The following is a 19,393-nucleotide window of genomic DNA, read 5'->3' as shown; positions in this document are numbered from 1 at the left end:
AGAATGCGGGAGCGATAGACGTACGATTACACCAGATTTATACAAAAATAACTTGCGTGGCATTGGACCTTTAGAGCAAAGATCATTTGAGCCTTGTAACGCGACAAGTGAGGAATGGGCCAGGTACTGCGACTTGTCGTATGACGGATATACTCGCTCAGATGCGCAACAACCTGATACACCCTACTCACCTAACAAGTTATAGGGCAAACTCCCTAAATAACCAACGCGCAACACTCTTTAACTCCGTAACATACAGCCCTGCGACGTCTATTCTTTGGGGCATATCTCAAAAATTATCCGGCAGAGCCTAGATAGCCAGATCAAACGGCAGGTCACTGATATCTCTTAACCGTTTCCCTTCAATCATACTCATGAGCGTATCAAGATAATCGTCACGATCCAGCTCTCGACAACACTCAATTAATTCATAGAGAGCAAAATGATAAACATAATCGAGATCACCTGTACCTAGAGCTAAAGAAGCCAGTCGATTCGGCATGGGCTCAGCGGTAACAGATGTTATATGCGGTGTTCTGCCTTTCCTGGAGCGAATCAGATTCAATGCTTCTGTACGCGTATTTTGTGCACGGTCAGAACGCATAGTGAACTTACAAGAAATGCTGGCATGCAGTAAGGGTAATGCCTTATCACCGGAATGGTTGCTTCGCCTCAGCATCGTATTTCTTGCCGTTAGATCATCAACAATGGGTGTTAATTGATTAATATCTGCATCAGATTCAGGCTCTCGGGTAATGATGACATCTGGTGATACCGTATAACCATCCCCGAGAAAATTCCGTAACTCTTTATGTTTCTCAGCCAGAGAAGTCAGTTCCGACAGATGTGAATATTGCTCGAAGCGCCCAAGAGTAGCATCATTATTCCGCTGTCTTACTTGAATAATATCCCATTTCCCAGGGCGTAAATTCTCTAACCGAGGAAACGTTTGCTGAAGAAACCAGGCACAGGCTTCTTCAAATTCATTCCCTGCTGTCTGTCCTTCTTTTTTTCTCTCCGTAATATCAGGGTTAATACCTAGCTGTTGGCATACCCTATCCAGCAACAAATTAGACAACTGGACACTCGTTTTCTGACCACTGTCTGCATTACTGGCTATTTTCTTGCACCCATATTTATCAAAACGGGAAAATCCCCATGTTCCCTGCTCGATAAGCCTGCGAAGAAATGCCTCTCTCTGGCTAGTGATTAATCCCTTCATGCAGCATGACTCCGTTCAGATTTAATGGAGGCAATGACCTCGCGTAAGCATTCACCTACCGCTTGTGCAACCGGGGGAGGGAAAGCGTTTCCTACTTGTCGGTAAGCATGCGTTTTCGCACCAACAAAGGTCCATTCATCAGGAAACCCTTGTAATCGGGCAGCCATTCGTACATTCAACAAAGGCATGCCCTCAAATCCGGCCTTGATGGTACCGTCCCGCAAACGTACTCCTTTAAAATCAACCCCTGGGATTTCATCGTCATTGCCAACACGATGCGCATAAACCCCTAACGATTGCCATTGCCGTTTTGCGCGACTGGGTCCCAAATCAGGCCCTCCATGCTTTTTCGAGCCCCCCACCAGTGTTGGAGCTATCGCATTAGCGTGTAACTTCCAATGCTCAGCGCCCGGCCACCCACCAGATGCCATCAAATCATAAAGCGCCTCTCCAACCGTCACCGGCGTTTTTGTTAAGGGGATAGGCCAGCTAAAGCGCTCAAAATAAGGTGACAGGATAGCGACAAGGATCGCCCTTGGTCGTAGTTGTGGGACACCAAAATCACTGGCCTGTAGCAATCGCCATTCTGATTGATAGCCCAACTTATCGAGAGAGCACTGAATTTCAGTACGGTAAGAGGAAAATTTATCCTCCAGTAGCCCGGCAACATTTTCGATCATGACGGCTATCGGTTTTACAGCCTCAACAATGTGCAGAGCAGCGGGAAACAAATCTCTCTCATCGTCTTTTCCTAACTGTAATCCAGCTTTGCTAAAAGGTGGACAGGGAACCCCACCTGCAACCAATTCGATTTGTCCACAGTATCGATGGGCATCCTCAATGGCGAAACGGCGCAAGTCCGCTTGCAGAATCTCTCCCCAGTTTAATGCCAGATGATGGTTGTTATGACGCAGAGTTGCACATGCATGCTCATCAATTTCAATCAGTACACGGTGTTCAAACCCCGCTTTATGCAAACCAAGGGCCTGACCACCAGCGCCTGCACACATTTCGATTGTCCGCATCATCATTCCAATACCGTTGCTTTAAAACACTGGCAATCTTAACAGGTATTACCGCAGCACAACAAAATACGTGATGCATTTGGAAAATAGCACGCAATTATCCTAATCGCGTGCGTCATGATGCCTGCATAACGGTATAGCACCGCCCCCTCACGACATGATCAACCCTCCGTCCACATTGATCGTCTGGCCGGTGATGTAGCGCGCGTCGCTTGATGCGAGGAACGCCACCAGCCCGGCTACATCTTCCGGCTTACCCGCACGTTTGAGCGGGATGCCTTGCACCCACTCCGCCATCAGTTCCCCTTTGCCGTAGTGTTTTTCCTCCGTGCTGAGAATTTCACCCCATACCCGGTCGTTGTAGTCCCACATTTCACTGTCGATGATGCCGGGGCAAAACGCGTTGACGGTGATGTTCCACGGGGCCAGTTCTTGTGCCAGGCTCTGGGTAATGCCGATGACGCCCATCTTGCTGGCGGCATAGTGCGGCGTATAGATAAACCCTTTGCGCCCCTGCCCGGACGAGGTATTGATCAGGCAACCGTGCTGCTGTTTCACCATATACTTCGCCGCCTCGCGGCAGCACAGCCACACGCCGGTGGTGTTTACCGCCAGCACCCGCTCGAAATCGGCCTTCGGCATCCGGTCAAAATAATCGATGGTGATTACCCCGGCGTTTTGTACCGACACGTCAATCCGCCCGAAGCGCTCTGCCGCCTGCTGATACAGCGTCTGCACCTGTGCCTCATCGGTGACATCCACCACCAGTGGCAACACCTCTGCGCTATAACGGCGCTGTATATCCGCCGCCGTCGACATCACCCGTTCCGAGTTGGACACCATTACCAGATGAGCGCCGTCGCGGGCGAACCGTTCGGCGATGCCAGCGCCAATCCCGCGGCAGGCACCGGTAATCACCACCGTCTTCCCATGAAAATCACGTTGCATCGTCTGCTCCTCACTTAGGATGATTCGCCTGCCACAAGGTACGCTGTACCGCCTCCTGCCACCCCCGCCAGCTCGCCTGATAACGCTGATGGCGCGCCTCGTCCGGTAGCCAACTGTCGTGCGTCGGCAGTAACGGTTCCAGTTGCTGATCGCTCAACCTGCCCAGCGTGCGCCGCGCCAGTAGACCAGCCCCCAGCGCTGAAAGCTCGGTGGTGGTGCTGCGCGCCACCGGGCAACCCAGCAGGTCGGCCTGAAACTGCATCAACCAGGCGTTGCGGGTCGGCCCGCCATCGACCATTAAGTGCGCCAGATGGAAGTCCGGGTGTTGCTTCATTGCGGTCACCACATCGGCTATCTGGTAGGCGATCGCCTCCAGAGCGGCACGCACCAGATGCGCCTGACCACTGCCGCGACTGAGCCCGCACATCAGGCCACGTGCGCGATCGTTCCACCAGGGCGCACCCGCACCCGTCAGCGCCGGGACGAAATACACCCCGTCGGTAGACTCGATACTGGCGGGCAACGTCTGCAACGCTTCACTCAGTGCCGTCTCTGGCAGGGCGTTCAGCCCGGTGGCCTGTAGCATCCAGGCCACGCCGTCGCCGGTGTGAGGAATATTCCCCTCCAACGCATAGACCGCCCGCTCGCCATCGTGCCAGGCCACAGTGGTCGCCAGGGTGGTGATACGGGTATCCGGCACGCCCAGCGGGGCCATCACCGACGAGCCGGTGCCGTAAGTCGCTTTCACCCCACCCGTACGCCCCAGCCCGTGTCCGTACAGCGCGGCGTGGGAATCGCCCACCATCGCCAGAATCGGGATGCCGTCCGCCACGCCGGGCACGCCGCAGGTCACACCGAACTCACCGGCCGACGGCATCAGCTCTGGCAACGCGGCGCGTGGAATGCCGAACAACGCTAGCATCCTGTCATCCCATTGCAGGTGGTGCAGATTTAGCAACTGAGTACGGGCAGCGTTGGAGAGATCGCATCGGAACTGCCGCCCGCCGGTCAGGTGCCACAGCAGCCAGGCATCAATGGTGCCGAGGCAAATCTCACCACGCGCCGCACGGGCGTGACCATCCGGTGTGTTATCCAGTAGCCAGCGCATTTTCGAGCCGGAGAACAGCGGGGCCACCGGCAACCCGGTCGCCGCGCGGATAGCGGCCTCCTGCTGGTTGTGCCGTAACTGTTCGCAAAACGGTGCCGAGCGGGAACACTGCCAGGTCAGTGCAGGGGAGATCGGCTGGCCGTTATCACGCCGCCAGCCGATAGCGGTTTCCCGCTGGTTGCTGATAGCCAGCGCCGCGACCCGCTCAGCCCCGACCTGGGCTATCACCTCGCGCACCACCACGAATGACCCGGCCAGCAGCGCCTCACCGTCCTGCTCCACCCAACCGGCATGCGGGGTCATCAGGCCAAGCGGGCGTGACGCACGCGCCACCACCTGACCGAGCGCGTCAATCGCCACCGCCTTGACGTTACTGGTGCCTTCGTCGAGTGCGATGATCACGTCTCTAGACATGGCTCACCTCCGACAACGGGTTAACTGACTGCTTTTTTTCATGGCGACGCATCATGACCACCTTATTTTGCAGCCGTTGCTGGAACTGGTCGATCACCACGGCGGTGACGATCACCAGCCCCTTGATCACCATTTGCCAGAAGTCGCTGACACCCATCATCACCATGCCATCGGCCAGAAACACGATCACAAATGCACCGATGATCGAACCGGAAACCCGCCCGCGTCCGCCCGCCAGCGCAGTGCCGCCCAGCACGGTGGCACCGATGGCGTCCATCTCGAACATATTGCCGGTCATCGGGTGGGCGGTTTGCAGTTGCGAGGCCACCACCAGCCCCACCAGCGCGGCACACAGGCCGGAAAAGGCGTAGACGAAGATTTTGACGTTGACGATCGGCACTCCGGCGAGACGGGCGGCGGACTCATTGCCGCCGATGGCATAGATATAGCGGCCCAGCGGGGTTTTACGCGTCAGATACAGGCCGAGCAGCAAAAACGCCAGCATCAGCCAGATCGGCAGAAAAATACCGAGCAGCGTGCCGGAACCCAGGAAAGCAAAACCGGTGTTGCCCAGTTCAGGCATGCCGTTGAGATTGGCGTAGGTGCTGCCGTCATTGAACAGCAGCGCGGCACCACGGGCGACATACATCATGCCCAGCGTACAGATAAACGGTGCCACCACCAGCCGGGTGATCACCACGCCGTTGACCAGCCCAATCAGCATCCCTAGCACCGAGACGACCAGGATCACCTCCGGCACATTGAGAAACAGGATATTGCCGCCCCACAGTGGAATACCGTTAGTGAGCAGCGCACCGGCCACCATGCCACAGATACCGGCGACCGCACCGACGGAAAGATCGATACCCCCGGTGAGTATCACCAGCGTCATGCCGATAGCCAGCAGCCCGGTGATCGCCACATGTTGGGTCATGATCAGCAGGTTGGATGGGGTGAGAAAATTCGGCACCATCAGGCTGAAGAAGGCAATCACGATCAGCAAAGCGATGAAGGTACGGGCCTTCAGCAGGTACATATACAACGTGTATTTTTGACTCATGATGAACTCCGGCCGGTTAGTCGTGAGGGGTGGAAGCGCTGATGAGGATTTCGCGGGTGACCTGACTGCGCGGCAGATCGGCGGTGATGCGGCCGTCAGCCATCACCAGAATGCGGTCCGCCAGCGCCATCACTTCGTCCAGTTCGGACGACGAAAACATCACCGATAATCCCTGCTGCGCCATACGCCCGATCAGGTGGTAGACATCGGTTTTGGCTCCCACATCGATACCGCGGGTTGGCTCGTCGAGCAGTACCACCTGCGGCCGGGTCATCAGCGCCTTGCCCAGCACCACCTTCTGCTGGTTGCCGCCGGATAGCGAAGTGATCGGCAGTTCGTCGTCGCTGACTTTGATAGCCAGCTGGCGCACCATCTCATCCACCTGGCGGGCCTCATCCGGTTCACGCAGCCACGTCCAGGCGCGCCAGAAGCCGCGCAGGCTAAACGACGACAGGGTCATGTTGGCGCGAATAGACATCAACTGCACCATGCCTTCGCCCTGCCGGTCTTCCGGTACCAGCGCGATGCCTTTTTCCAGCCGCTGGCGAAATCCCAGCCCGTCGAGGCAGTCGTCGTTCAGTTGCACGCGGCCCTGCTGGCACGGCATCAGGCCAATCAGCCCTTTGAACAGCTCGGTACGCCCGGCACCCAGCAGGCCGTAAATCCCCACCACTTCCCCTTTGCGCAGGCTAAAAGAGACGTCGTTCAGGCGATAACCGCCGCTTTGGTGCAGCGCCGTCAGCCCGCTCACCGTTAGCACGATGTCGCCCTGCGGCGCAGGCTGGTAGTCAAAATGCTTTTTCTTGTCGCCGACCATCTGTTCGATGATCCAGGGTACGCTGGCGTGGCGCACTTCACGCTCGCAGATGAAACGGCCGTCGCGGAAAATGGTGATGTGGTCGCCAATCTCCATCAGCTCTTCCAGCCGGTGGGAGATGTAAATGATGGTAACGCCGCGCCGCTTGAGCTGCTCTATCACCCCAAACAGCACCTTCACCTCCGACTGGCTCAGCGCCGAGGTCGGCTCATCCATAATCAGCACCCGGGTGTCTTTGGATAACGCACGGGCGATCTCCACCAGTTGCTGATGGCCGATGCCCAGCTCGCCCAGCGGGGTGTAGGGGTCGATATCCAGCTCCAGCCGCTCCAGCAAGGTTTTCGCCAGCGCGTACTGGAATTTTTCGTTGATGACGCCGCGCTGGAAAAACTCATTGGCGATGAAAATGTTGTCCATCACGTTCATGTTGGGGAACAGGTTCAGCTCCTGAAAAATGATGCTGATACCCTGTTGTTCCGCCTGCTGGGTCGAACCCAGCGTCACCGGTTTGCCATCCAGCAGAATCTGCCCAGAGGACGGCGTTTCCACCCCGGCCAGCATCTTCATCATGGTGGATTTACCCGCGCCGTTCTCACCGATCAGCACGTTGACCTTATTGCGATACACCCGGTAGTTGACCTGATCGAGCGCGGTCACCCCCGGATAAACGCGTGACAGGTCGCGGGTTTCGATAATCACCTCCGGCGCGGTCTCAGCCTGCGTCGTCGGCGATGCCGTGGTGACCACCGGGGTTACCGGCATCATCACCGCTCTCATCGGCATGCTCATATCGGCCATCATCCCCCCTTACCGTCACGCGTTATCTGCGCCGGTGTGATATCCGGCACCGCCTGCGGGATGTCCCAGCTACTGAACACCCCCACGACATCGAGCAGGTCGCCCACTTTCGGGTGCGCCGCCTGAATCATCGTCAGGGCCTGCTGATTGATGGCGCGGCCAAAATCGCCGTACAACACCTGGTCGTTAAAGTCCTGATAACTCGCGCCTTTATAGCTGTCGCGCAGGTCAGTACCGCGCAACGTCGGCCCCAGTTGCACCGGAATGCTCTGGCCGTCGGCGTCTTTAATCAGCATTTTGCCGCTGCGTGAAGCGGTATCGAGTTGTTCCACCGTGCCGGTGATACGCACCGTGAACACACAGGCGTTTTCATCCTGCGCACGGTAACCAAACTGCTTACAGGCAGCATCCATATCGTTGCTGCTTTGCAGGTCTTTCATCAGGGCGGCAAGCGGACGTGCTTCTTTAACCAGTTGCGGCACCAGCTTCTGTTGCCAGGTTTGCCCGATATTCGCCATATGAGGATTAGGGGGATGACGCAGGTCAGCCAGTTCCTGCTGCGACACGATGCGGCATCCGCCCAACCCAAGAATGGCCAGCGCCAGCCAGACTTGTCTGGACATACTCTTCTCCTTCTGCGCCCCCGCAGGGGCGCGACAGCATGGACTCAGGATTTGAAGTTGAAGTCTTGCACCTTGCTCGCGTTACCCTGTTGGATCAGGATGCCGCGGAACATGACGCGCTGTTTGGCGGGTTTCACGCCCTTCTGGAGATAGTTGTCGAGGTCGGTCACGCCCTGCGCGGCGATAGCCTGGGCCTGTAACATCACGGTGGCCTTCAGCGAGCCCTCTTTCACGGCGTCGCGCTCATCGTTACTGCCGTCGATGCCGACCACCACCACATCATTACGACCGGCGGCTTTCAGCGCGGCAATCGCTCCCAGCGCCACCGGGCCATTGCCGCAGATCACCCCTTTCACGTCCGGGTGCGCCTGCAAGATGCTGTCCATGATACGTTTGCCGTCGATCAACGTACCTTTGGCATCCTGACGGGCAACGCTCACCATGCCGGGGTACTGATCCAACACCTGATGGAAGGATTTGGAACGGGTCACACAGTTGTTATCCGCCAGGCTACAGGTCAGCTCGGCGTACTTGCCTTTCTCGCCCATCTTTTCGACGAACACGTTGGCGACATCGGAACCCGCCTGGAAGTTATTGTGGGTAATCTGTTCCAGCGCCACGTCATCCACTGGGATTTCGCGGTTGATCAGCACCACCGGAATACCGGCGTCCTTCGCTTTTTTGATCGCCGCAACGCTGGCGGTGGAATCAGCGTTATCCAGCACGATACCCTGTACTTTCTTGCCGATGGCCGCGTCGATAAGCTCGCTTTGTTTCTTCACGTCTTCACCGTGGGAAAGCACCGTGGTTTTATACCCCAGCTCCTGTGCTTTCTTGTCCGCCCCTTTCGCCTCCGACGCGTAATAGGGGTTATCCAGTGAATTGACCAGAATCATGATGGTGCCTTTTTCCGCCGCGTGGGCGGTCAGCGATAAGGCACTGGTGATGGCAGCAGTTAACAGCATTGAACGCAATTTCATGATGATATCTCTCTATCTTTCGTTATTGTCGGGGTACAGCGAAACAGCGTAATCAATTGTTTTTAAATCTATTTTTTTGAATCTATTGTTTTAAATCTATTGGTAGTGTGTCCCGGCCATCACCAGATGGTGAATCCGCCGTCGATCATCAAATCAGCGCCGGTGATCATGTCGCTGCCGTTACTGGCGAAAAACAGCACCGCAGCGGCAATTTCATCGGTGTAGGCAAAACGCCCGAGTGGGATCAGCTTTTTCATCGCTTCGCCTTTCTCACCGCGCCACGCTTTCTCGCCCATCGGCGTCAGCACCACCGTCGGCGACAGTGTGTTGACGTTGATGTGGTGCGGTGCCAGCTCTTTCGCCATCACTTTGGTCATGCCCAGCAACCCCGCCTTGGCAGAGGTGTAGGCGACATGGTTATCGATAGCGATAGACGCCGCTTGCGAGGCAATATTGATAATCTTGCCGCCGCGACCAGCGGCCACCATGTGACGCGCCGCCGTCTGCGAGCACAGGAACGGGCCAGTCAGGTTGACAGCAATCTGCTTTTGCCATTCGTCGAAATCGGTTTCCAGCACTGGTTGCAGCATCACGTAGCCCGCGCAGTTGACCAGGATGTCTATCTGGCCGTAGTGCGCCGCGACGGTGGCAAAGGCGTTTTCCACGTCGGCGGGCGCGGTGACGTCGCACTCGACCAGCAACACTCGCGTCGGGTCAAACTGTTCGGCAGCCTGCGCCGCTTTGTCACGCTCAAACGCGGGATACAGCAGCGCCAGACGCGCGCCTTTTTCCAGCAACATTTCGTTGCTCGCCATGGCGATACCGCCCAGCCCACCGGTGACCACCGCCACCTTGTCGTTCAGGCTGAGCCCGGTATCCACGCCATAACGCAAATTCACGTCATACTCGTTGTCATGACTCATCAGGTTGTTCTCCTCAGGCAATGGTGCGTAACGCAAGCTGTTCCAGGGTTAAGCGCAGTCCGGCGGCGTCGATATGGAACTGACGACGCAATGCGCTGCGGCTGCTGCTATGAGTAAATTCATAAGGTGGGACACCCAGTGCGGTGAAGCGCTGCCGCGCGTGGTGTTTATGCAACAATTCACCAATGATGCTGCCAAGGCCACCACTGAGTACGTGTTCTTCCATCGAGATCACATACCGGTGCTCACTAATAATTTCCAACAGTGATATTTCATCCAAAGGCCACAATGAAGGTAAGGATACGATGGTGGCATCCGTTGCGGCGGCCAGCGCTTCATGGACAAGGGTGCCAAGGCAAAACACCACCACATCACTCCCTTGCTGCACCACTTCCGGTTTGCCCGGCGTCAGCGACCAGCCAGGCTCATGCAGCACCGGCACTTTGTCGCTGTCCATGCGGATATACACCGGCCCACGATGATGAATGGCATAACGCGCGACCGCGCTGGCCTGCACCGCATCCGCCGGGGCGAAAATCTGCAAATTGCCGAACGAACGGGCAATCGCGATATCGTTCATACAGTGGTGGGTCGCCCCCAGCGGGCCGTAGGCGAACCCGGCGTTCAGCCCCAGCATTTTGACGTTAGCGTCGGTATAACAGATATCGTTCTTCACCTGTTCGTTAGAACGTGCCAGCAGGAACGGTGCCGCATTAGCGGTAAAGACCGTCGGGCCGCTCAGCGACAGACCGGTCGCCATCCCGACCATGTTTTGCTCGGCAATCCCGACGTTCACCACCCGTTCAGGGAAGGCTTTCTCGAACGGTGCGATTTTCGACGTGGAGGTGGAATCCGCCACCACAACGCACAGATTAGCGCCTGCGTTTTGCTCTTCGAGCAGCGTGGCGATTACGGCATCACGTAAGTCTTGCATCATCACTCCTCCAGCTCCGCCAGCCCCTGCGCCAGCTGTTGATCATTCGGCACCGCGTGGTGCCAGGCCGGTACGTTGGCCATAAACGAAATGCCGTGCCCTTTTTCGGTATTGGCGAGGATCACCCGCGGCTTGCCAACGGTTGGCGCATTTACCGCGTCGATGATGGCCGCCGGGTCATGGCCGTCGCACTCGATGACCTCAAAACCAAAGGCGCGCCATTTATCCGCCAGCGGCTCCAGCGGCATGATGTCTTCGGTTTTGCCCGCCAGTTGCAGACGGTTTCGATCGACAATGGCGACCAGGTTATCCAGCCGGAATTTGCTGGCGGCCATCGCCGCTTCCCAGTTGGAACCTTCCGCCAATTCACCGTCACCCATCAGCACAAAGACACGACGATGCGCACGGTTTGCCAGTTTGTTACCCAGCGCCAGCCCGGCACCGATCGACAACCCATGCCCCAACGCCCCGGAGTTAATCTCCACCAGATCCGGCAGTTTCTGATGAATCGGATGACCGGCCAGCAGCGTGTCGTCGCCCATAAACTGATCCAGTGTCGCCGGGTCAATCAGCCCCATCGCTGCGGCACTGCAATACAGCCCGCCTGCACCGTGGCCTTTCGACAAAATGAAACGATCCTGATTCGGCCGCGCCTGCGAACGATCCATCACCGCCATAAACAGGGTGCAGATAATATCTACCTCCGACAGGTCCGCGCCGGTGTGCCCTTTGCCCGCCCGATGATTCATCTGCAACACATAGCGCCGGGCTTGTCGCGCTGTCTGTCTGATTGTCTGTACGTCCACCCTATACCTCCTGATCGCTGACAAATCGCTCCCGATCACTTTCAATTGATTTTCGATCGAAAACATACACCCTCTATTTAGCCTATTCTGTGGACGAGATCAAATATCAAACAAAAGCAGATCAAAATAAAACCACCCAAAGAGGGTAACGATCCGCTAACCGTGGGCGTAAACAGCGTAAGAACCGGGGGATCGCATGGCGGGATCAGCGAAAATGTCCATGCTTTTTCGCCGCCTTTACCTCGCATTAAACGCAGGTGAAGGGTAAACTTGATATCAATTAGCGGGTTGACGGCGGAACATCGTCACCGGTTTCGGTACAGGAGAGTTTCGATTGAAAAGCAAAAGTGAACAACTGGCGGATATGCAGCAACGCAGGGAGAAAATTCTGGAGATGGTGCGCGAAGACGGCACCGTCACCGTGAAAATGTTGACCGAAACCTTCGGGCTGACCGAAGCCACGATCCGCACCGATCTGCGCGAATTACAAAAAGAGGGTTACGTTCAGCGTTATTACGGCGGTGCCACGCTGGTGACCGGCAAGCAGAATACCGGTGCCTTGCTGCTGGAACGACAGATCAATCTGGCAGAGAAAGACGCCATTGGTCGGCTGGCTGCCACGCAGATAGAAAACGGCGACACGGTGATTTTCGATTCCGGTACCACCACCACCGCTATCGTCGAACACATGACGGATATTCACCGGCTGTCGGTGATTACCACCGCGGTCAATATCGCGCTCAAACTGGGCGGCGAACCCGGCATCAATATCCTGCTCACCGGCGGCACCTTCAAGTTTCCTACCCTCTCCACTTCGGGTGAAAAGGCCGCCAGCTTTTTCGAAAACGTGCTGGCCGAAAAACTGTTCCTCGCCACCGCCGCCATCTCCCCGCGTATGGGGCTGAGCTTTCCCAGCGAAACCGACATCAAGGTCAAAAGCGCGATGATCCGCTCCGCCAAGACGGTGTATGTGGTGGCGGACTCCAGCAAGATAGGCAAGGTATCGATGTTTGCCCTGCCGTGTGACTGGAGCAACATCCACTACCTGATCACCGATGCCGGCATCAGCCAGGAGGCCGTCAACGCCTTCGAGGCGCTGGGGGTCACGGTGATGGTGGCAAGCTGATACCCGCAGCATCAGGTCGCAGGAATCGCTTTCACAGACCACCAGACGCTTGCCACCGGGACGCTCGCGCCAGCCCGGTGGTATCAGCTGGCTACTGGCGTGCTCCGATAGCCAGCCGATTGAACGCGCTCATCAGGGCGATGGCAAAGCACAGATCGGCGATCTCCGCCTCGGTGAAGTGGTCACGCAGCGGTGCAAAATCCGCATCCGGTGCATGGGTCTGCGCTACGTCGACCAGTGACTCCGTCCACGCCAGCGCGGCCTGCTCACGTGGGCTGTATAACGAACACACCCGCCACCCTGCCAGACTATCCACTTTTTCATTGCTGACGCCTGCGCGCCGCAACCATCCGGCGTGCATGTTTAAACAAAAGGCACAGCCGTTGATTTGCGAAATGCGTAAATAAACCAGTTCGATCAGTTCAAGACCGAGCGTGCTTTTCTCCAGCGCTTTTTTGGTCGTCAACAGCCCCTGGTAGGCTTCAGGTGACAGCGTGGCATACGGCAAACGTAATGTACTCATTGTGTTTCTCCACTGTGGATCGGCGCGTTAAAACGTAGGGCTCGCGCCAACAGCCCCTGACGAAAATAGAAACGGTGAGCTAACGCATTAGATAACGCAGAATCCAGCACCAGTTGGGCACACTGCTCGCGTGCCGCTTCCTGATACATCGCCTGCATCAGCCGATCGCCAATGCCCTGCCCGCGCACCTCGTCCCGGCATACCAGGTCATCAACGTACAGAAAGCGCCCATACACCAGATTTTCCTGCACCCGGTACCCAGCGAGCCCGAGCGCAACATCGGCCTGCCAGGCGACCAGCAACTGGTAGCCATGCTGTGCCTGCCGTTGCACCTGACGAACAAATTGCTCGCTGTCGGTTAAATGCGGTCGCAAGGCCTGCATCAGACTAAAACACGCCAGTTGTTCCGCCTGACTCGTGGCCCATGCCAGATGAATGTCAGCCATCATTTCAATCCTTACGCCATGAAGAGGGTTGCAATGCGGGTTACTGTAGGCCGACAATGGCCTACTCAATAGGGGCAAGAAATGTCATTTTGATAAGGACATAGCCGATGGATTTTCTGACCAGACCGTTTTCGTCAACGCCGTCCACGCCACTTCATCAACAGCTTTACCAGCGGATCCGCGATGCCATCGCCTCTGGGCAATTGCGCCCCGGCGAGCGTGTTCCCTCGGTGCGCAGCCTCGCCAGCGAGCTGAATCTGGCACGCGGCACGGTGGAAACGGCCTATCAGAGGCTCACCAGCGAAGGTTACCTGTTGCCGCGGGGTCCGGCAGGGACGATCGTTTCCCCCGGGTTGACCAACCTGACGCCGGGTCATCCCCCCACCGCTCCGTCGCCGTCACGGCAGCAACCCGAACCGCCGCCCCCGGCGATTCTGCCGTTCCAGTTGGGATTACCGGCTCTGGATGCCTTTCCTCGCAAAACCTGGAACCGACTGACGGGCCAATGCCTGCGAACGCTGTCCGGTGAGGCGCTGGCCTACCCTGACCCACAGGGATACCTGCCGTTACGCCGTGCGATTGCCGCCTATCTCGGCGTTTCCCGCGGTATCGCCTGCTCAGAGCATCAGGTTTTTATCACCGCCGGGTATCACTGCTCGCTGGATTTGATCTGTCGATCGCTGTTCACACCCGGTGATCTGGGTTGGTATGAAGACCCCGGCTACCCGCTGGCGCGGCGCTTTCTGCTGCATGCGGGTATGCAACTGGCTCCGGTATCGGTGGATGAAGAGGGGATCGATGTGGCGGCAGGCGAACAATACGCCGGGCACGCCCGCTTTGCCGTTGTCACGCCAACCCACCAAAGCCCGCTTGGCGTCGCGCTCTCGTTGCCGCGGCGTCTGGCGTTGCTGGCGTGGGCAGCTCGCCGGGAGGCGTGGATTATCGAAGATGATTACGACAGTGAATTCCGCTATCACGGTCGGCCATTACCGGCGCTCAAAAGTCTGGATAGCGACGAGCGGGTTATTTACACCGGCACCTTCAGTAAGGTGTTTTTCCCCGGTCTCAGGCTGGCTTATCTGGTGGTACCACAGGCACAGCTTAGGGTCTTTCGGCAAACGGCCGCTCTCCTGCACAGTAACGGGTTTATCCTGCCGCAGGCCACCGCCGCCGATTTTATGGAGCGCGGGTATTTCGCCCGACACATCAGAAAAATGCGCACACTCTACGCTGAGCGTCGCCGTTATCTGCAAGACGCACTCACCACGCTTGCCGACCACCGTTTGCAGCTTCACGCCAGTGCAGGCGGCATGCACCTGCTGGCCCGCCTGCCGCCGGGCAGCGCACACGATGCGGATATCGCGGCAGAAGCGGTCAGTGCCGGGTTATCCATTCAGGCACTGAGCCAATGGCGGCAACAGCCAGGCCACGAGGAAGGATTACTGCTTGGCTTCACCAATCTGGTGAGCGCGCAGCAGGCGCATCAGCTTACGCAACGCCTCTGCGCGTTGCCGTCGTTTCAACGCCTGCCCGCCATCAGGCAACAAGCTGACTAGTCCGTTTTCAGACGCGAAATCCGCTGGCCGCTGACAATGGCGGCCAGCGTCGCAAAAGTACCGGCCGTCATCAACGCTGCATGGGTCCCTAACCCGCCGAACAGGTTAAACATCAGTGCCACCAGTGCTGCGCCGGTGGTCTGCCCCACCAGCCGGGCTGTGCCCAACATACCGCTGGCACCACCGCTGCGATGACGGGGTGCCGCACTGATGATGGTGTGATTATTCGGCGACTGGAACAGCCCAAACCCAATACCGCACAACATCATGCGCAGGCAGATCTCCAGATAGCCAGGCTTCGCCGGTAACCAGGCCAGAGAAAACAGCCCGAGCGCGAACAGCGCCAGCCCGATGGTACACAAAATCCCAGCGTTAAAACGCTCAATCAAGCGCCCCGCCAGCGGTGCCACCGCCATGATCGCCAACGGCCAGGGTGTCAGCAGCAAACCGGTCTCGATTTCATTCATCCCCAATGCACTCTGGAAATAGAACGGCAGCGAGACCATCGCCAGCATCTGGGCGCAGAACGAACTGACGGATGTGCCCATCGACAACGCAAACACCGGAATACGCAGCAGATCCACCGGCAGCAGCGGATAAGGCTGGCGCAGCTGGCGACGGAAAAAATAGCCGCCGACCAGCAAGGTCAGCAACAATTCGCCCAGCACCAGCCAGCTATTCTGTTGGTGGGCAAAGCCCCCCAACGCCACGAAAAACAGCCCGAAGGTCAGCGCATTCAGTACCGCGCTTGGGGTATCGAAGCGCTGTGTTCTCATGCCATCGTTACGCGGCAGGAAACGCCAGCCCAGTATCATGGCCACCACGCCGAATGGCACATTAATGGCAAACAACCACTGCCACGACGCCACGCCCAGAATCCCGGCGGCGATGGTCGGCCCGGCCGCGGTGGATACCGCCACCACCAGCGAGTTGATCGCCATACCCCGCCCCAGTCGATCTCTGGGGTAGATAAGCCGGATCAACGCCGTGTTGACGCTCATCAACGCGGCCGCCGCCAGCCCTTGCAGAATGCGCGCCAGCGTCAGCGTTGCGAGCGAATCTGACATCGCGCAGACAAACGACATCAGCGTAAACAGCACCAACCCCACCAGATACACCCGACGGTAACCGACGATATCGCCCAGCGACGACAGCGACAGCAGCGTCATGGTGACAGCCAGTTGATACGCGTTAACGATCCAGATAGAAGAAGCCGGACTGGTGTTAAAATCGCCCGCGATGGTCGGCAAAGCTACGTTGACGATCGCGCCATCCAGCACCGCCATGGAAATACCGCATGCAATCGCGAAAATGGCGCCGAGACGCGCCGGCATCGGTAATCCGTCAGTAACGGATCCCGCACCCTGAGAAGTGACAACAGCGTTCAAAGTAATACCCGAAGATGAAAAGCGTGGCAGGCACGGCAGGCTATCCGCCGCACGTTTTTTGTACCTGTTACCCTACTGGGTTTGGCTGGCAGGCGCAATTGAAGCACTCGGCAAATCGTGCTCCATGCTGCTGATGAACCCCATGATTTTTCTATCGCCACCTGGCATAGTTAACGCATCAACTAACGTGATGCGTTAACTTACTAGCAAGTGCTGATATGGCCGAAAGAAGACTCTGGACACGAGACGAATTATTGATCGCGTTTACGCTATACGACGTATTGCCGTCGGGTAAACAAGACGCCAATAACCATTTGATTAAGTATTATGCGGCCAAAATCGGTAGAACCCCCGCAGCATTGGTTATGAAGTTGGGGAACTTCGCTAGCCTTGATCCTGTAGTGATTAAATCAGGCCGAGCTGGGCTAAGCCAGGTATCCAAAGCCGACAGGGAACTGTGGCAGGAACTGGAGCGTGACCCACAAGCCTTTGAGCAGCAATGCCAACAGGCTGTCACGGCGTTAACCGCGCCGGATGACACCTCGCAGCACGCCCTCGACGTCACGCCGCCCGACTATTACGGACACGAACGTATGGCCATCACCACCGTGCGTGTGGGTCAGCAACAGTTTCGCAAACGGGTGTTGAAAGCCTACGACGAACGCTGCTGCATTACCGGGCTGGAAGAACCGATTTTATTGATTGCCAGCCATATTCGGCCGTGGAAAGACATCGCCGAGCACCGTTTAGACCCCTGCAACGGGTTGTGCTTGTCTGCGCTGCACGACAAAGCCTTTGACAAAGGGTTGATCGGGTTTAACGACCACCTGGAGTTAATGCTCTCGCCGCGCCTCAAAATGCTGAGCAGCGAGATAGTACAAAACCAGTTCGAGCAATACGAAGGCAAGCAATTACACTTGCCAGCAGACCCACACCATCACCCCAAACTTGAGCACATTCGTCACCACCGCAAACATCTCTTCGGGAAACACGAACAGATGTAATGTATTAGCCTGACTAATTACAGATTAAATCTATTCATTGGCCTTATCGCCGAAAGTTATCCATTATCCCCCCCGAGTACAGGGCTGGGCGGCCATGCCGCTCAACCTATTGTTATTATTTGATTTATCTGTGATGAAAGAGAAGCCATGCCGTTACCTATTTTTATTACCGGTTTTATGACCGGTGCCGGTTTGATCGTCGCGATCGGCGCGCAAAACTCCTTTGTATTACGTCAGGGGATGCGTCGGGAGCATGTGTTTTGGGTCAGTACGGTGTGCTTTTTATGCGACCTGGTATTGATGACGCTCGGCGTGCTCGGTCTGGGGAAAATCATTAACGACAGCAAACCGGCGATCACCACGCTGACGCTCGCCGGGGTGCTGTTTCTGCTGTGGTATGGCTATAACGCGCTGAAAAGCGCCTGGCGCGGCGGCAACCAACTGACGATCACCACACCGACGAAGGGTCTGCGCCGACGCACGGTGATCAGCGCCAGTCTGGCGGTTAGCCTGCTAAACCCGCATGTCTATCTGGATACGGTGGTGATTATCGGCGGGATTTCTTCCGGCATCGCCCCTGACCTGAAGCCGTTTTATCTGGCCGGGACGGTCAGCGCCTCGTTGCTCTGGTTTTACACCATCGGCTACACGGCCGCTGCTTGCTCGCGTTATTTCGCCAGGCCCGTCACCTGGCGCATCATTGACTCACTGATCGGCTGCTACATGATTTTTATGGCGTTTCAGCTATGCCGCTTTCTGTATTAACGCCGCCGTCAATCATGCACTGCGGTCAGGCCCCCATCAGACTCGGCCTCTCGGGCACACCGTTATGCAATGCAATCCAGCGACTGCACCGTATAATCGCACCGAGTTGATTCCCACTATGCTCTACACGATGGCCCGCTCCTGCTCGTTCAAAGGACAGCACCAGAAACGTTCATGCGCATACGGATAAACAGACAGCAACACCGGGGATTCAACCAGATGTCGAATCTGGCCGAAATTATCGCCCGAGCGTTGCAGCAATGCGTTACGCGTCTCAGGTGCTGTCTCAATAGTATGAAGCGCCAGATATATCATCATATATCCTTATCAATCGGTCAGTGTGAGGGACTGAATACCGACCAGAGCATATGAATCGGGCGCGTGCGAGAAATAAACTGTAGACAGTGCAGATTCACAGCCACTTCTGTCGTCAATGCGACATCAACGTCATGGTTGGCTACCGCCTGGGCTGCCGCGCTGGTGGATGACATCGTAACGACACGATCCACATGTAGACCGTCTGGCAAGAGCTCCTGAATAAGTGGGACAGGCGCAGGGTGAGAAGCGACAATCAACGGGCGATTGGGTAGTGTTTCCTTGATCGCCAGTCCATAAAGCGGTGTATCAAACACAAAGGCCCCCGTTAACGACAATCGGGGGTCCATATAGAAATCATTAATCTGAGGGTATGCATTTGCCACAACCAATAACCCGTTGTTTTGGTTTAATTTTTCTCTAGCCTCTTCATAAGTATTGTTCAGGTAAACCTGGTGCGTACTCCCCTCATATGCCGACGCCATCCAGTGACCAAAATAACGCGATGCTGACTCACTACTTGTCCCTGATGGTCCAAGAGTAAAAACGGGTAAATTAATTACCTGATGCAGGCCCATATCCATGAAATACATATTCATCACTTTATCTCTC

Annotated in this window: 20 protein-coding genes; 4 read left to right on the top strand and 16 right to left on the bottom strand. The window is 56.7% G+C overall.

Annotated elements, in window-relative coordinates:
- Positions 1–310 precede the first annotated feature (310 nt).
- From DZE2538_RS02265 to DZE2538_RS02215, 11 genes are all read right to left on the bottom strand, one after another.
- Positions 311–1,222: an NgoMIV family type II restriction endonuclease gene (locus tag DZE2538_RS02265; RefSeq protein WP_038915481.1), complete on the bottom strand. Its 912-nt coding sequence runs from the start codon at positions 1,220–1,222 to the stop codon at positions 311–313.
- Complete coding sequence (locus DZE2538_RS02260; RefSeq protein ID WP_201765537.1) at positions 1,219–2,253, bottom strand: DNA cytosine methyltransferase; 1,035 nt, start codon at positions 2,251–2,253, stop codon at positions 1,219–1,221. The genes DZE2538_RS02265 and DZE2538_RS02260 overlap by 4 nt, the downstream gene beginning before the upstream one ends.
- Positions 2,254–2,397: 144 nt before the next feature.
- On the bottom strand, positions 2,398–3,195 hold the full coding sequence (locus DZE2538_RS02255) for an SDR family oxidoreductase (RefSeq protein WP_038915480.1): 798 nt from the start codon (positions 3,193–3,195) through the stop codon (positions 2,398–2,400).
- Between the two features lie 10 nt (positions 3,196–3,205).
- On the bottom strand, positions 3,206–4,717 hold the full coding sequence (locus DZE2538_RS02250; RefSeq protein WP_038915479.1) for an FGGY family carbohydrate kinase: 1,512 nt from the start codon (positions 4,715–4,717) through the stop codon (positions 3,206–3,208).
- Positions 4,710–5,777 carry an ABC transporter permease gene (locus tag DZE2538_RS02245; protein WP_012883190.1) on the bottom strand — a complete coding sequence of 356 codons (1,068 nt, stop codon included), beginning with the start codon at positions 5,775–5,777 and terminating at the stop codon, positions 4,710–4,712. Before DZE2538_RS02245 ends, DZE2538_RS02250 begins: the two co-directional genes overlap by 8 nt.
- 16 nt (positions 5,778–5,793) lie before the next feature.
- The gene (locus DZE2538_RS02240; RefSeq protein WP_050568719.1) at positions 5,794–7,356 is read right to left on the bottom strand and encodes a sugar ABC transporter ATP-binding protein; all 1,563 of its coding nucleotides are present in this window, start codon (positions 7,354–7,356) and stop codon (positions 5,794–5,796) included.
- Positions 7,357–7,391: 35 nt separating this feature from the next.
- Positions 7,392–8,015, bottom strand: coding sequence for a DUF2291 family protein (locus DZE2538_RS02235; RefSeq protein ID WP_038915477.1), 624 nt, complete (start codon positions 8,013–8,015; stop codon positions 7,392–7,394).
- Positions 8,016–8,059: 44 nt separating this feature from the next.
- Positions 8,060–8,995, bottom strand: coding sequence for a D-ribose ABC transporter substrate-binding protein (locus DZE2538_RS02230; protein WP_012883187.1), 936 nt, complete (start codon positions 8,993–8,995; stop codon positions 8,060–8,062).
- Between the two features lie 119 nt (positions 8,996–9,114).
- Complete coding sequence (locus DZE2538_RS02225) at positions 9,115–9,918, bottom strand: GolD/DthD family dehydrogenase (protein ID WP_038912988.1); 804 nt, start codon at positions 9,916–9,918, stop codon at positions 9,115–9,117.
- Between the two features lie 13 nt (positions 9,919–9,931).
- Complete coding sequence (locus tag DZE2538_RS02220) at positions 9,932–10,855, bottom strand: transketolase family protein (protein WP_201765536.1); 924 nt, start codon at positions 10,853–10,855, stop codon at positions 9,932–9,934.
- The gene (locus DZE2538_RS02215) at positions 10,855–11,658 is read right to left on the bottom strand and encodes a transketolase (protein ID WP_038915475.1); all 804 of its coding nucleotides are present in this window, start codon (positions 11,656–11,658) and stop codon (positions 10,855–10,857) included. The genes DZE2538_RS02220 and DZE2538_RS02215 overlap by 1 nt, the downstream gene beginning before the upstream one ends.
- Positions 11,659–11,992: 334 nt before the next feature.
- On the opposite strand from DZE2538_RS02215, the gene DZE2538_RS02210 reads away from it, so the two are divergent.
- Positions 11,993–12,784 (top strand): DeoR/GlpR family DNA-binding transcription regulator, encoded by a 792-nt coding sequence (locus DZE2538_RS02210; RefSeq protein ID WP_023638793.1) that lies wholly within the window; start codon positions 11,993–11,995, stop codon positions 12,782–12,784.
- A gap of 91 nt (positions 12,785–12,875) precedes the next feature.
- Here the strand turns inward: DZE2538_RS02210 and DZE2538_RS02205 are convergent, their stop codons facing one another.
- Both DZE2538_RS02205 and DZE2538_RS02200 read right to left on the bottom strand, forming a co-directional pair.
- A complete protein-coding gene (locus DZE2538_RS02205) occupies positions 12,876–13,307 on the bottom strand; it encodes a carboxymuconolactone decarboxylase family protein (RefSeq protein WP_038903166.1) in 432 nt (143 codons plus the stop codon).
- Positions 13,304–13,753, bottom strand: coding sequence for a GNAT family N-acetyltransferase (locus DZE2538_RS02200; protein WP_038915474.1), 450 nt, complete (start codon positions 13,751–13,753; stop codon positions 13,304–13,306). The genes DZE2538_RS02205 and DZE2538_RS02200 overlap by 4 nt, the downstream gene beginning before the upstream one ends.
- A 107-nt stretch (positions 13,754–13,860) precedes the next feature.
- Between DZE2538_RS02200 and pdxR the strand changes: the two genes are divergently transcribed.
- Positions 13,861–15,309, top strand: a complete 1,449-nt coding sequence (gene pdxR, locus DZE2538_RS02195; RefSeq protein ID WP_050568649.1) for a MocR-like pyridoxine biosynthesis transcription factor PdxR — start codon at positions 13,861–13,863, stop codon at positions 15,307–15,309.
- Here pdxR and DZE2538_RS02190 read toward each other — a convergent pair.
- The gene (locus tag DZE2538_RS02190; RefSeq protein WP_019843671.1) at positions 15,306–16,697 is read right to left on the bottom strand and encodes an MFS transporter; all 1,392 of its coding nucleotides are present in this window, start codon (positions 16,695–16,697) and stop codon (positions 15,306–15,308) included. The genes pdxR and DZE2538_RS02190 overlap by 4 nt on opposite strands.
- Before the next feature lie 218 nt (positions 16,698–16,915).
- Between DZE2538_RS02190 and DZE2538_RS02185 the strand changes: the two genes are divergently transcribed.
- Positions 16,916–17,701: an HNH endonuclease gene (locus tag DZE2538_RS02185; RefSeq protein WP_038915473.1), complete on the top strand. Its 786-nt coding sequence runs from the start codon at positions 16,916–16,918 to the stop codon at positions 17,699–17,701.
- Between the two features lie 147 nt (positions 17,702–17,848).
- The gene (locus DZE2538_RS02180) at positions 17,849–18,466 is read left to right on the top strand and encodes a LysE/ArgO family amino acid transporter (RefSeq protein ID WP_019843669.1); all 618 of its coding nucleotides are present in this window, start codon (positions 17,849–17,851) and stop codon (positions 18,464–18,466) included.
- Positions 18,467–18,589: 123 nt separating this feature from the next.
- Here DZE2538_RS02180 and DZE2538_RS21180 read toward each other — a convergent pair whose 3' ends face one another.
- A complete protein-coding gene (locus DZE2538_RS21180; protein WP_236616990.1) occupies positions 18,590–18,784 on the bottom strand; it encodes a hypothetical protein in 195 nt (64 codons plus the stop codon).
- Positions 18,785–18,801: 17 nt separating this feature from the next.
- A complete protein-coding gene (locus tag DZE2538_RS02170) occupies positions 18,802–19,380 on the bottom strand; it encodes a type 2 periplasmic-binding domain-containing protein (protein ID WP_019843667.1) in 579 nt (192 codons plus the stop codon).
- Between the last annotated feature and the right edge of the window lie 13 nt (positions 19,381–19,393).

The sequence above is a fragment of the Dickeya zeae NCPPB 2538 genome (assembly GCF_000406165.1).
Taxonomy (GTDB): domain Bacteria; phylum Pseudomonadota; class Gammaproteobacteria; order Enterobacterales; family Enterobacteriaceae; genus Dickeya; species Dickeya zeae.
The sequence above is the reverse complement of the archived record's forward strand: the minus strand, read 5'-3'. Positions and strand labels throughout refer to the sequence as shown.

Coding starts and splice junctions, on each gene's coding strand:
- DZE2538_RS02265 (WP_038915481.1), bottom strand. CDS start 1,222: ATGAAGGGATTAATCACTAGCCAGAGAGAGGCATTTCTTCGCAGGCTT.
- DZE2538_RS02260 (WP_201765537.1), bottom strand. CDS start 2,253: ATGATGATGCGGACAATCGAAATGTGTGCAGGCGCTGGTGGTCAGGCC.
- DZE2538_RS02255 (WP_038915480.1), bottom strand. CDS start 3,195: ATGCAACGTGATTTTCATGGGAAGACGGTGGTGATTACCGGTGCCTGC.
- DZE2538_RS02250 (WP_038915479.1), bottom strand. CDS start 4,717: ATGTCTAGAGACGTGATCATCGCACTCGACGAAGGCACCAGTAACGTC.
- DZE2538_RS02245 (WP_012883190.1), bottom strand. CDS start 5,777: ATGAGTCAAAAATACACGTTGTATATGTACCTGCTGAAGGCCCGTACC.
- DZE2538_RS02240 (WP_050568719.1), bottom strand. CDS start 7,356: ATGCCGGTAACCCCGGTGGTCACCACGGCATCGCCGACGACGCAGGCT.
- DZE2538_RS02235 (WP_038915477.1), bottom strand. CDS start 8,015: ATGTCCAGACAAGTCTGGCTGGCGCTGGCCATTCTTGGGTTGGGCGGA.
- DZE2538_RS02230 (WP_012883187.1), bottom strand. CDS start 8,995: ATGAAATTGCGTTCAATGCTGTTAACTGCTGCCATCACCAGTGCCTTA.
- DZE2538_RS02225 (WP_038912988.1), bottom strand. CDS start 9,918: ATGAGTCATGACAACGAGTATGACGTGAATTTGCGTTATGGCGTGGAT.
- DZE2538_RS02220 (WP_201765536.1), bottom strand. CDS start 10,855: ATGATGCAAGACTTACGTGATGCCGTAATCGCCACGCTGCTCGAAGAG.
- DZE2538_RS02205 (WP_038903166.1), bottom strand. CDS start 13,307: ATGAGTACATTACGTTTGCCGTATGCCACGCTGTCACCTGAAGCCTAC.
- DZE2538_RS02200 (WP_038915474.1), bottom strand. CDS start 13,753: ATGGCTGACATTCATCTGGCATGGGCCACGAGTCAGGCGGAACAACTG.
- pdxR (WP_050568649.1), top strand. CDS start 13,861: ATGGATTTTCTGACCAGACCGTTTTCGTCAACGCCGTCCACGCCACTT.
- DZE2538_RS02185 (WP_038915473.1), top strand. CDS start 16,916: ATGGCCGAAAGAAGACTCTGGACACGAGACGAATTATTGATCGCGTTT.
- DZE2538_RS02180 (WP_019843669.1), top strand. CDS start 17,849: ATGCCGTTACCTATTTTTATTACCGGTTTTATGACCGGTGCCGGTTTG.
- DZE2538_RS21180 (WP_236616990.1), bottom strand. CDS start 18,784: ATGATGATATATCTGGCGCTTCATACTATTGAGACAGCACCTGAGACG.
- DZE2538_RS02170 (WP_019843667.1), bottom strand. CDS start 19,380: ATGAATATGTATTTCATGGATATGGGCCTGCATCAGGTAATTAATTTA.